Annotated in this window: 10 protein-coding genes; 2 read left to right on the top strand and 8 right to left on the bottom strand. The window is 67.8% G+C overall.

Annotated elements, in window-relative coordinates; genetic code table 11:
• Positions 1–60: 60 nt before the first annotated feature.
• The gene (locus tag ETD96_RS31930) at positions 61–513 is read right to left on the bottom strand and encodes an ATP-binding protein (protein WP_171069325.1); all 453 of its coding nucleotides are present in this window, start codon (positions 511–513) and stop codon (positions 61–63) included.
• A 358-nt stretch (positions 514–871) separates the two neighbouring features.
• Between ETD96_RS31930 and ETD96_RS45185 the strand changes: the two genes are divergently transcribed.
• Both ETD96_RS45185 and ETD96_RS45190 read left to right on the top strand, forming a co-directional pair.
• Positions 872–1372 (top strand): hypothetical protein, encoded by a 501-nt coding sequence (locus tag ETD96_RS45185; protein WP_171069326.1) that lies wholly within the window; start codon positions 872–874, stop codon positions 1370–1372.
• Positions 1373–1526: 154 nt separating this feature from the next.
• Positions 1527–2270: an FkbM family methyltransferase gene (locus ETD96_RS45190; RefSeq protein ID WP_171069327.1), complete on the top strand. Its 744-nt coding sequence runs from the start codon at positions 1527–1529 to the stop codon at positions 2268–2270.
• Here the strand turns inward: ETD96_RS45190 and ETD96_RS31940 are convergent.
• From ETD96_RS31940 to ETD96_RS31970, 7 genes are all read right to left on the bottom strand, one after another.
• Positions 2260–5721 carry a protein kinase family protein gene (locus ETD96_RS31940; RefSeq protein ID WP_138640211.1) on the bottom strand — a complete coding sequence of 1154 codons (3462 nt, stop codon included), beginning with the start codon at positions 5719–5721 and terminating at the stop codon, positions 2260–2262. The genes ETD96_RS45190 and ETD96_RS31940 overlap by 11 nt on opposite strands.
• 116 nt (positions 5722–5837) lie before the next feature.
• On the bottom strand, positions 5838–8579 hold the full coding sequence (locus ETD96_RS31945; RefSeq protein WP_138640212.1) for a BTAD domain-containing putative transcriptional regulator: 2742 nt from the start codon (positions 8577–8579) through the stop codon (positions 5838–5840).
• Positions 8580–8581: 2 nt separating this feature from the next.
• Complete coding sequence (locus ETD96_RS31950; RefSeq protein WP_171069328.1) at positions 8582–8971, bottom strand: pilus assembly protein TadG-related protein; 390 nt, start codon at positions 8969–8971, stop codon at positions 8582–8584.
• Positions 8972–9015: 44 nt separating this feature from the next.
• On the bottom strand, positions 9016–9468 hold the full coding sequence (locus tag ETD96_RS48255; protein WP_138640214.1) for a TadE family protein: 453 nt from the start codon (positions 9466–9468) through the stop codon (positions 9016–9018).
• Positions 9465–9860: a TadE/TadG family type IV pilus assembly protein gene (locus ETD96_RS31960; protein ID WP_138640215.1), complete on the bottom strand. Its 396-nt coding sequence runs from the start codon at positions 9858–9860 to the stop codon at positions 9465–9467. Before ETD96_RS31960 ends, ETD96_RS48255 begins: the two co-directional genes overlap by 4 nt.
• The gene (locus ETD96_RS31965) at positions 9857–10081 is read right to left on the bottom strand and encodes a hypothetical protein (protein ID WP_138640216.1); all 225 of its coding nucleotides are present in this window, start codon (positions 10079–10081) and stop codon (positions 9857–9859) included. Before ETD96_RS31965 ends, ETD96_RS31960 begins: the two co-directional genes overlap by 4 nt.
• 36 nt (positions 10082–10117) lie before the next feature.
• Positions 10118–11008 (bottom strand): type II secretion system F family protein, encoded by an 891-nt coding sequence (locus ETD96_RS31970; protein WP_138640217.1) that lies wholly within the window; start codon positions 11006–11008, stop codon positions 10118–10120.
• Between the last annotated feature and the right edge of the window lie 164 nt (positions 11009–11172).

Genomic DNA, 11172 nt, shown 5'->3' on the forward strand with positions numbered 1-11172 from the left:
GAGCTTGGCCCTAGCCTGTGAAGGGCGGGACCAGCCTGATATGGACAGGCTGGTCCCGCCCTATGCGGCCGGATGAACCGGCGAGACCAGCGGCGGGTCCTCGCGCGGCTTTTCGACGCAGATCAGGTCCGCCCAGACGGTGTGGCCCTCGTTCGGGCTTCCGTGGACGCCCAGCATCGCGGCCAGTTGCGAGACCGCCCGTAGGCCGCGCCCGCCCTCGTTCTCGAGCGGACCGTCGAGCGGGTCGTGCCTGACCGTGGGGAAGCCGCCGCCACCGAGGTCACTGACGCCCACGTAGGCCAGGCCGCCGAGCACCAGCTCGACGGTGAACCGACCGCCGTGTTGGCCCGACCGGGTGTGGCGCACCGCGTTCGAGGCCAGCTCCGTCACCACGAAGCCCACGTCCGACGCGATCGTGGTCTCGGCGAACAGGAACATGGCGAACTGCCGCGCCAGCGGAATCTGATCCGCCCGCCCGGGGAAGACGCGCCGCCACGACATCGACGCGCCCATCACCGAGGCTGTGGGTTCCAGGTTGAATCTCGACATTCCTTGAATCCTCCTGCCCGTCCGCCCCGCCGCCGCGTTCCTAGTAGCGGCGAACTAGCGTGGCGAACCGGCCACTATCAAGGAATATCTCGTATCAATTCGTCAAGCCCGCGGATGATCTTACATCGATGCCACCGCGCTCAACAATGCGGCTCGCGAAGCTTCATGTTTCCCGAGCATCGCGCGCTCTACTGGGCCGCGCTGCATCCAGGATCATAAGCCTTCTCTTGATCCCGATATCAATAATGGCTGCGTGTACCTCAACAAACATGTTCCTGCTGCGATAGCAGACAGGCCAACGGCCGCGGATCACGATAGGCCAATGAGCACCTCAGAGACGCCAGGGCAGGCGATGACGGCGCGCAAGAAGCGCGGGTTGGAGATCGACGCGCGCGAGGCCGAGCTTCGGGACCAAAGGAGCGCGTTCGAGCGCGAGCGCTCCCGGATCTTCCGTGAGACGGGCCAGAAACCCGGTGGGAAGAAGTCCTGGAGCGAGGAGGAACGAGCCGTGCGTGCGGAGTTGCGCGCGCTCGCGGAGGAACGAGCCGCCCTGCTCTCACAGATCGATGCTGAGCTTGCCAAGCTCCGGCCGCAACAGGCCGAGTTTGATCGGCTGCGCGCTTCAGCACGCGCGGCGGGCCGACGGAAGAAGCTCCCGGTCACCACAAGAGAGCAGAAGCTTCGCAACAAGCTGGCGCTGCTGCAAAGCGAACGCGCTTACGTCGACGGCACCGTGCGCCACGACCGGGAAACAGCTCGTCATGAGGATGCGATCTGGAACACGGTCTTGGACGCGACAAGCTGGGATTCCTCATACTGGTGACCTACCTGGCGCCGAATGCCGCGCCACCTGCTGCTGCCGTACTGGTGAGGCGGCGGGCGAGGACTGGGTCTCGGTCAAGATCGCTGGAGACATCGATGACATCCATGGACGCATTGACGATCTTGACAGAGACCTGCGACGTAAATTGGCGCGCGTGGACGGTTATGACCTGATCGCGTACGCGGGCAATGCGGAGGATGTCGTGCTGATGCGTGCCTTCGCTGGCCATCGGGGCGGATTCTTCGTGGATGTTGGTGCCGGCGAGCCTGTCAGTGGCTCGTTGACCAAGAACCTTGTGGACGGTCTGGGCTGGCGAGGGGTCAACGTCGAGCCGTTGCCCGAGCGTCACGTGCGCCTTCAGAAAGCCCGGCCCGGCGATGTCAATCTGTGTGTGGCTGTCGGTGACCAGCCGGGCGACGCGAAGTTCTTTCGGGTTGTCCCTGGGCGGGGGATGACGGGCGGCGGCGGGCTCAGCACCCTGCGCCGGGATGTCCTGGAGGGGCATCTCGCGGACGGCTGGCGTCACGAGGAACTACAGGTCGAGGTTCTTGCCCTTGAGACGGTCCTCAGCGCACATGCGGAATCGGGCTTCGATCTGTTGAAGGTCGATGTGGAGGGGGCGGAGGCCGCTGTCCTGCGGTCAGCTGACCTGCAGGTATGGCGGCCGCGGGTGCTCGTGGTCGAGGCAACCGTTCCGCTGACGACCCGGCCAAATCATCAGGAGTGGGAGCCCTATGTCCTGGCGGCCGGGTACAGACTCGCGCTGTTCGACGGCCTCAACCGCTTCTACGCACGTGAGGACGAGCCTGATCTGCATGAGCGGCTCGCGGTGCCCGCGAACGTGCTGGACAACTACATCCCGTACGCCTGCGCCCGCCGGGCCGGGCTTATTGAGTGAGGGCGAGCAGGTCGGGGCGGTGGTCACGTAGCCATCCGGTGATCCACACCCCGTCGGTTTCGGTGAGCCCGAGGGCCGGGGCGTCGATGAGGCGGCGCAGCATCATCAGCGGCAATAGCGCCGTCAGGGCGTCTTGGTCGACGGCGTCGTGACCGTAGCCGTCGAGGAGTGGGCCAGGTTCTGCGCCGCGTGGCATGTCGACGGCCAGCGACCAGGCGAGGTCGAGCATCGGGGGCCCTGCCTCGGTCGCGCCCGGGTCGAGCAACCCAGTCAGGACGTCGCCGTCGAACAGCGCGTTATGGCAAACGGCGACGTCACCGTGAATCGCGGTCATGGGGAGTCCTCGGCATGCTTCGTCGACATGTTCGGCGATGGCCGCGTAGGTGTCTGGTACCGAGGTCCGCGCCCATCCCAGCAGGACGCCCAGCGCGCCGGGGTCGTCCAGGCGCAGGCCCTCGCCGGGTGGTTGGGAATGCCAGAGTCGAAGCTGGTGGCCCAGGTCCCGCTGGTGTGCGGGTGTCGGACGGTCCGGGGGCATACCTGGCAGGCGTTCCAGAACGGCCCACCAGGACTCCCCTGTCCTTCCCGCATCCAGCAGACGCGGCGCCAGGATGCCGGCCGTGGCGCGTAGCTCCTCGAAGGTATGGACGGTCTCCAGTTGTTCGTGCTGCCGTCGGCGCACCTTCACCACCGTCCGCACGCCTGGCACGACGCCTTCAGAAACGAACGTCGCCAGCGCGGCGCCAAGGTCCCGTGGGCCATCGAACGACGGGCTGGCCATCGCGCCGCGGATCGCGGCCTCAACGAGGGTGTCGGGTACGCGTCCTGTCGGGATCAACCTGCGGCGATCGTCTATGTCCAGGGGGCCGCATATCGTTGCCTGTAGTCGGGACAGTGCTTCCGACCATCGGCGCCGCGCGGATTCAGGGTCGTCCAGCCACTCAATGGTCGCGAAGTCGGTGTCCAGTCCGACCCACGATCGAGTGACAGGCTTCCAGATGGGAAGGCAGTTCTCGCCCAGCCTTTGCGCGGTGCGCGCGGCCTGCTCCACACGGCCACTAGAGGCGTCCAGCAGAATCTGCAATGCCTCGACGGGCAGCAGTTCACGGGAGGCCCCGAGTTCACCGAAGCGGCGTGCCGCCGCGTCCAGGAGTTCGGCGGCAGTGCGGCGCTCGCCTCGCAGCGCACGGGCCATCGCCTCAGCCATGTCGCACTGTGCGAGCCCGATCGGTTCGCCGGCGGTGTTGTTGAGTTCGCGCGCCCGGCCGAGGAGCGACAGCGTGCGACCAGGGTCGAACCACATCAGCGCTAGGAGCAGGTGTCGCAGCGCGCGAGCTTCCCACAGCGGTGCGTTGGCTTCGCGTGCCGCTTCCAACGTCGATTCGAAGAAGCGAGTTGCCTCGACGAACCGGGCGTTTTGCAGGTAGGTGTGGCCGAGTAGGTCGGCGGCCCGCACCTGGTCCGGGCCGGTCTGCGATGCGCCGTCCATCAGCCGCGCCACGGACCGGTAGTCGCTGCGGCGTAGCGCGTTGTCCGCCAGGCCGAACCGCGCGTTCGCGCCGATCAGCGACGTGGGCTCGATGCCGGACAGGTGCGCGGCGGCCTCCTCGACCAGGCCGATGATGTGCGCCCGGCTGGCCAACTCGTGCCGGTAGTAGTCCGCGAACGGTCCGCCGGGTTCGCCGATCAGCTCGCTTAGCCCGCGGTAACGGTCCTCGGCATTGACATCACCGCGTGCCGTCAGCCGCGCAACTGCCGTCAACCGGTCCAGCTCTGGTGAGTCGGGCAACTCGGGCAGAGACGACAGGACTTGCCAGTGCCCAAGAACAGTGAGGCTGTAGGCGACATCGCCGAGGGACTCCGGCGTCAGCCGATGTTCATCAGCGGCGTTGAGGACCAGCAGGAACGCAGCCACGCATCGCCGGCTCCGCACGCCTAAGGGCAGCGAATGGTCAGCATCGTCGTCCCAGACCGTCAGGGCGGCACGCGTCAGGTGCTCGATTGCCCGTTCGGCGTTGCGGGTGCGCTCGGTCTGTGTCCAGCCGTCGTCGGTGTCGGCGTCGCAGTCGATGACGCTGCGGCGCAGGTTCTCGTGCAGGCGGTACGGCGGCCACACCGTCTCGTCCCGCCGGACGAACGGGCGCTGCACGAACCTCTCGATCTGCCGGAGCCGTAGATGCGGCAGCACCGCGTGCAGGACGTCCTCGTCGAACGCCTCCAGTAGCGACGCGGCCCGCAACAGGTCGCGGTCGGTCGCCGACAGATCTCGCATCGTCCGCAAGACCAGTTCGGGAAAGCCCAGGCCGAACACGTCCGCGGTCGGCACTTCTCCCCGCGCGAGGTACTGCCCGAACAACTCGGCCGACAGATCGAGGTAGAGCGGTGAACCACCCGACCCAGTGATGATTCGCTCCCGGATCGCGGGCCCGATCGCCGGGGTTCCGTCCACGGTGAGCCGTGCCGTCAGGTAGGTCTCGGCTGCTGCCCTGTCGAACCCGCCGAGGTTGAGCTGGTCATCGTGTGCGAGCCCCGGCCAGCGGCGCTCGCCGCCGTAGGTCAAGGCGACGGCCTTTCCCGGGTCGTGCCAGCGCAGTGCCAGGCGTCCGGCCGCGATGAACACCACGTTCGGCATCAGATACACCAGGCGTGAGACCAGGTCCTCCAGGCCGCCGCGTTCGGTGGGTGGACGCTGGACGTTCTCCAGCGTGTCCAGGACGCACAGCGCCAGCGACGGGTGTTTGCGCCGGGCTCGTTCCAGGTCGGCGGCCAGCAGTACCGGCATGTAGCCCAGCATCCGGTCCGGGTCCTGCTCGCCGAGGATCGGATCGAGGGCGGGCAGGTCCGCGCGTAGCCGCTTCAGCCGGGCCTTCTGTGTGGCGGTCTTACCGAGGAGGTTCAGCGCTCGGTAGGCCACCGAGAGCGCACCGAAACCGCCCAGAAGTTGATCGACAGCGTTTCCAACCTGGTCGGCGACGCCGAGCGACTCCGCCGTGGTCTCCTTCTGCAGAAACGCCGTCAGCGATTCCCCAGGGTGCTTGCGCTGCCAGTAGACGGCCAGCGCCACGTCGAACGCGGGCCAGGACTTGGCCAGCGGCGCGAGGGCGGCACGCACTCGCAGCAGGACGGCCTCGAAGCTGGAACTGGCCGGGTCGGCGAAGTCCAGTACCGCTCGCGCGCCGCGCGGCGGCAACCCGTCGAGCTTCCCGGTCACCGCCAGTTCCGCGACGTGCCGGGCCAGCGTGGACTTACCGATCCCGCCCTCGCCGGACACGGCGATGAGGTTGGAAGCCGGCCGCTGGAAATCGAGCAGTTCGTCAACGGTCCACGACCGTTCGGCCAGTTGGACGAACCGGTCACGAAAGGCCCGAATCGGCCCTTCTCGGTCGGTGAAGACCTGTCGGACTTCGAATGGAGCGCGCGGCCCGTAACTGAAGAACTGGTCGACGTCCACGCCGATAGCCGATCACATCCCCTCGGTCCTGACAACGCGGCTTCCGTGCACCAGCCCTTGCTGGATGTTTGCACGAAACCAACGCTCGCGCGTGTGTTGAGCGCAGGCTCCGTGTCTCAGCTTCGGTTCGACGTCCGCATGGGGGAATTAGCGAGCTTACGAGTCTCGTCGTCGGGTTCCGCGTTGAGTTCGTCAAGGCGCGCTGCAAGGAGCGCGTAGGTACGGCGGACGGCGTCCGGACGGCCGAGACGGGCTTGTAGCCGCATGACGTGTTGGTACAGGGGCTCAGAGTAGGGGTCGTGGGTGATGGCCTGTTCCAGAACCGTCAGTGCCTGCTCTGGCTCGTCTGCCTGAAGGAGGCGGGCAAGGTTCGCGAGCGCGTCGCCGACAGTGCGGCGGAGGTATTCGCGTTGGGCCTCGGCCCAGTCCTGTGCGAGGCCCTGCGCGAACTCACCTGCGCAACAGTCGGCGACTAGTGTGAGCGCCTTGATTCTGGCGGCGTCGTCCGTGGCCTGCTGGGCATCGGCGAGGGCGGTTGTCAACTGCCATAGGTCGATCTCGATCACGTCGGGATCGATGCGGTAGCGGCCGGCGCTGTGGATGACGTACATGGGGCTGCTGAGGCCGGTCGCGTTCCGAAGGACGTTGCGGATGTTGGTGACGGCGGTGTTGAACGCCGTGACGACGGTTTGGAGGCTTTCATCTGGCCAAAGGTCGGCGCTGGCCCGGTCGCGGGTGACGCCGTCCGGGTGCAGGGCGAGATAGGCGAGTAGATCGCGGGCGCGCTGGCGTAGCCCTGTGCTGATCAGGCCGTCTGCGGTGGAGAGACGGACGTCGCCGAGCACTTCGAGACTGACTGGGCGGCGCGATGCTCCTTCGGATGGGCGCGGCGGCGGGACGATAGCCGAGGGAGTCTCGGGTTCGGGCGTGGGGCCGGCGTTTGTCGGTGAGGGTGCTTCGGTGCCGGTGGCGGTTCGGATGGTCCGGAGCATCTCTGCGGCATCGTCGGTGGTGAGGTGGAACAGGCTGGCCTGGGTGAACCGCGCGGCGTTGGGGCCGTCAGTGTCCGTGACGGTCGCGTCGGTGGCGAGTTCCACGTTGGTGCCGGACGTCCAAGCGCCGAGCGCTAGGACCCCGATGCCGTAGCGACGCCCGAGTGTTGCGAGTGCGTCTACCCGTGCGTTGTCCGGAGGTATGGAGGCGACCAGCAGCAGGGTCGGCAGTGGCTCCGCAGGGTCGTCGGCGCGTAGTGCGGCTACGTCGGGCTGTTCGGTTGTCTCCAGGATTCGGCCGCGGTGGAGGAGTTCCGTTTCTAGGTGGTTGATGGCTTCGTGCAGGGAGGGCTTGAGGGTCAATCCGTCGTGGGCCGTGGACAAGTCGGTGATGTCGTCGCCGGGGAAGATCGCCTGTGCGTCGGGCTCCGGGAGGATGACCTCGGCGCGGTAGCGGTGAGCCTTGGCCAGCAGTTCGGTGGTGATGGCTCGGGCGGCGGCGTGTGCGCCGTCTCCGGTCAGGCCGAGGCTGAGACCTGCCAGGGGGATGGTGACGGCTTGGCCGTCGCGGGTGCCCACGATGAGGTGGTCGGGTTCCGGAGTGAGTAGGTCTTCGCGGACGAGTTCTGGGTCGGACGGGGCGGGGGCCTCGCGAACGACGTAGGTGTCCAGGTGTGCTTTGCGGGCTTTGAGGACGGGGGCCGCGATCGGGGTTTCAGGGATGTGCTCGGCGGTCTCGGGATCGCCTTTCAGCGGACGCCTGCGGCGTCGGTGCAGGCGGGTGGCGGCGACGGCCACGCTGAGTGCGGCGGCGAGACCGAGGCCGACGCGCGAGCCGGACGGCAGGGAGATCGCCAGGGGCGAACTCGCATCGTCCTGGTCGTTCATTGCCGCAGGCGCTGAGCTGACGGAGGGGACGACGGGCGGCGCCACGACCGGGCTCGGCACCGGTGACGCCGTCGCCTTGGCGGACGTTGAATCACGCGGAGTTGAGGCCCGGGTATCACTTTGTTCGCCCTGCTTGGCTGGGGACGTGTGCGCGCCTGCACGCGGGGCGGCCGACCGTGCGGGCGAAGGTGCGCCGTCTGGCGTACTGGAGCGCGGGAGGCGTACACGCTGGCCTGGGTGGATGACGTCGGGGTCGGTGAGGGCGGGGATTCCGTTGGGCTGGTCGATGTTCCGGCTGTTCTCGAAGATTTCGGGGTAGCGGTCGCCGGAGCCGTAGGTGCGGCGGGCGAGGCCCCAGAGGGTTTCGCCTTGCTTGACGACGTGGGTCTGCGCCTCGTGATGGTCGGGCTTCGGCTGGGTCGCGGGCTCGTCGGCGAGTAGCGGAGTCCATTCAGATTCGGTTGGTCCCTGTGGCGGTGTGTCTTGCCTGGGCGACGACTGCTCGTGAGAGCCCGCTTCTGGAACGGTGGCGGCAGGGGCATCGGCGGCAACAGCGTGCGTGTTCGTCGCGGCGGTGGCGGAGGCCGAGGCGCTGAGGGAGGCGACGGCGCTGAAGGTGAGGGTGGCCGTGGCGACCAGGTTTCGGACCAGCTCTTGGAGCGGTCGGACCGGGCGCGGCGTGGCGGGCCTGGAGCGTCCGGCCACATAGTTCACCGCCTCGGAGCAGACGGTGACGATGAACAGGCACCATGCGCCCCAGCCGATGAGGAAGATCGTGGCCAGGAAAACGCTCTGGTCGGTGTCCTGCCGCATCAGTGTCGCGCTGATCTCCTCCCACGACGGAATCCGGTCCGGGATGGGGGAACCGCCCATGGCGTACATCGCGACCGGGCATCCGACCAGGAAGAACAGGAAGACCACGAGAGCGGCGAGTCCCCGTGCGAAGTCGGCGAGGCGGCTGCGTCCGGTGTAGGTCACGGCTAGCGGGTTCCTTCCACTCCGGTGGTCAGGTTCGCGGTCGCGGCGGCGTCGGCGCGCAGGACGGATATCCCGATCACCGGCAGGAACCGCGCGGGCCGGGTGGTGGTGACGTGGACATGGATGGCGCGCGTTCCGGCCATGGTCACGGTGCCGCTGTAGCCGCTGGACCGCAGGTAGGCGCGTGCCGATCGGATCGCGGCCTCGCGGTCCACGACGAACTGTCCACGGGTGTAAGCGCGGTTCCGGTCGACTCGTCCGGCGCCAGCACGGGCGGCTTCCTGGGCAATGGTGTTGGCTTCTTGCCGGGCTTCGAGAGCCTGCTCGAAATCGACGACGGCACCGAAGAAGACCACGACGACCAGCGTGATGATGACCGCGAAGACGCTCACGCTTCCGCGCTCGGGTCGTCGCCGAACTGAGCACAGGCGCCTGCTCATCGCGTGCCCCTGTAAGGGTCGATTGGGGATCGATGGGTCTTGGTGACCGTCCGAGCACCGGGCATCCCGGGAAGTCCGACATCGCTGAGCCGGATTACGCAGGTGACCTGTGCCGATACCGTGGCCGGCTGTCCAACTGGACGGTTGAAGCCGGACAGGTCGAGTCGCATTGACGGCGTGCAATGCAGACCCCGGTCACGCAAGGTGTGCATGGCGCTGCTGCTCGCCCCGGCCCGCGCCTGATGGGCGGTGCGGGCGACGGACGCTTGCCGTGCGGCGTCAGCGGCGGCTTGAGCGACTACGGCGCTGCCGTGCGCCACCCGCATCACCACGAGCAGGCCAGCCAGAAGGGTGATGAACACCGGCGCGAGGATCGCTGTCTCTACTACCGCGTTGCCCGCGTCCCGTGTCGGGTCCACACGTACCGGCGTCCCCTTTCCCGCGATCACGTCGGCCCCGGGGTCGTGAAGCGTTCACGGGCCCCGCGCACGGTCCCGGTAACGGTGATGTTGACGCCCGGCAGTAGCGACGGCGCCTGCCCGGTCACCCGCACGGTGACGGTGTTGGCACCGGACACGGTGACGCTAGGCGCGTCCAGGATGGGTTCGTGGTGGGCGAAGGACGCTGCGGCGTCGCGTCCTGCGGCGAAGGTGCCCTGGCGTGCTCGTGCGACGCGGAGCCCTTCTTCAGCGGCTGACTGGGCCACATCCCGCGCCACTGACACCATGACCGCCTGCGCGAGCGCCAGGAACAGCAGCCCGACGACGGGGAAGGTGATGGCCGTCGCGACGGTCGCCGATCCCTTGTCCCGTCGGGCTCGTGCTCGTTCGGGCACGTTCACGGGCCGCTTGCGCCGGGAATCTTGTCGATCCAGCCGTTCACCTTGTTGGACACGGCCAGGTAGACGGCAAACGCCAACCCTGCGAATCCCGCCACGATGATGATCGTCTCGACCACCCCGGAGCCGCGGTCACCGCGGTCTCGCAGGTCGGCCGCGAGTCGCTGGCCTCGGTCATGGATGGCGAGCGCTACGCGGATCGCCGCGGCGTTGAGTGTGTTCATGGTCCCCCGATGCGTTGGTGCGGTCGTCCGGGGCGCTCAGCCGGACGCGAGAAGTTTGGAGAAGAACGGGAAGCCGACCAAGATCACGAAGCCGAGCATGAGCAGGCTGGTCGGCACCCACATGGCGGTGGTCCGCGAGTTGGCCTCGGCGCGCGCGGCGGCGGACGCCTCGTGCCGCATCGAGGTGATCTTGGCAACCAGGACGTCATGCATCTTGGCTCCCTCACTCCCGGCTATCTCGGCCGTGTGCGCCAGGTCGATCAGGTCGCGGACACCGATCTCCTCGCCAAGTTGGGCGAGAGCCCGCCAGGGCTGCTGCTGGGCGTGACGGGCGCGCGTCAGCGCCTCGTGGACGCGCCGGAACGGCCATCCCTCGGTGATCTTCGCGGGGTTTTCCAGCGCGGCGTTCAACGCGGCTCCCGCCTCGCGTTCGAGGACGACGAGCTGAAGGTAGGACGTGAAGGCGTACCGGAAATCGCGGCGGCGCTGGCGAGCCTGAGACCGCACGTTCCAGTCCGGGACCATCCACAGGATTGCGGCCAGGACGAGACCGGCAACGACCGGGAACGTCCACCCCGGTGATCCACCGGCCAACGCCACCAGACCACTGAAGACGGACGGCACAACGAGCCCGGTGACGAAAAGGGCCAGCTTGTCGAGCATGAACCGCTCGACCGGACGTCCAAGCAGCGCCAGATCAGTCCGGGGCAGGGCGAGCAGCCCGGCCGGACGTGCGACGCGATCGGCCAGCCACCGTCCTACGCTGTCGCGGACGTTCAAACGGTCGCCGGTCGGCGGGTGGTTCGGCACGGGCTGGATGCGGGCCAAGGCGGCGTCCAGGCGCGGCGGCGCGGGGCGGAGTTCGCCAATGAGCACGGTGAGGCCGACGGCGCCCAGGCACCCCGCAACAGCGGCGATCACGATCACAGTTCGGCCCCCTGATCGGCGGGCACGCGACGAGCGGTAACCCTTACTGCTTTGGGTTCCTCGTGACGGGTTCCGTCGAGATGACCTCGTGGTCCAGGTGGGAGCGGGTTAGTCCGATCTCGTTGATACTGCGACAGTCGGTCGGGATTTCTGACAAAGTGCCG

This window comes from Actinomadura geliboluensis, from assembly GCF_005889745.1.
GTDB classification, from domain to species: Bacteria; Actinomycetota; Actinomycetes; order Streptosporangiales; family Streptosporangiaceae; genus Spirillospora; species Spirillospora geliboluensis.

Excerpts from the sequence above, each read along its gene's own strand:
- ETD96_RS31930 (WP_171069325.1), bottom strand. The coding sequence starts at position 513 with ATGGGCGCGTCGATGTCGTGGCGGCGCGTCTTCCCCGGGCGGGCGGAT.
- ETD96_RS31965 (WP_138640216.1), bottom strand. The coding sequence starts at position 10,081 with ATGAACACACTCAACGCCGCGGCGATCCGCGTAGCGCTCGCCATCCAT.
- ETD96_RS45185 (WP_171069326.1), top strand. The coding sequence starts at position 872 with ATGAGCACCTCAGAGACGCCAGGGCAGGCGATGACGGCGCGCAAGAAG.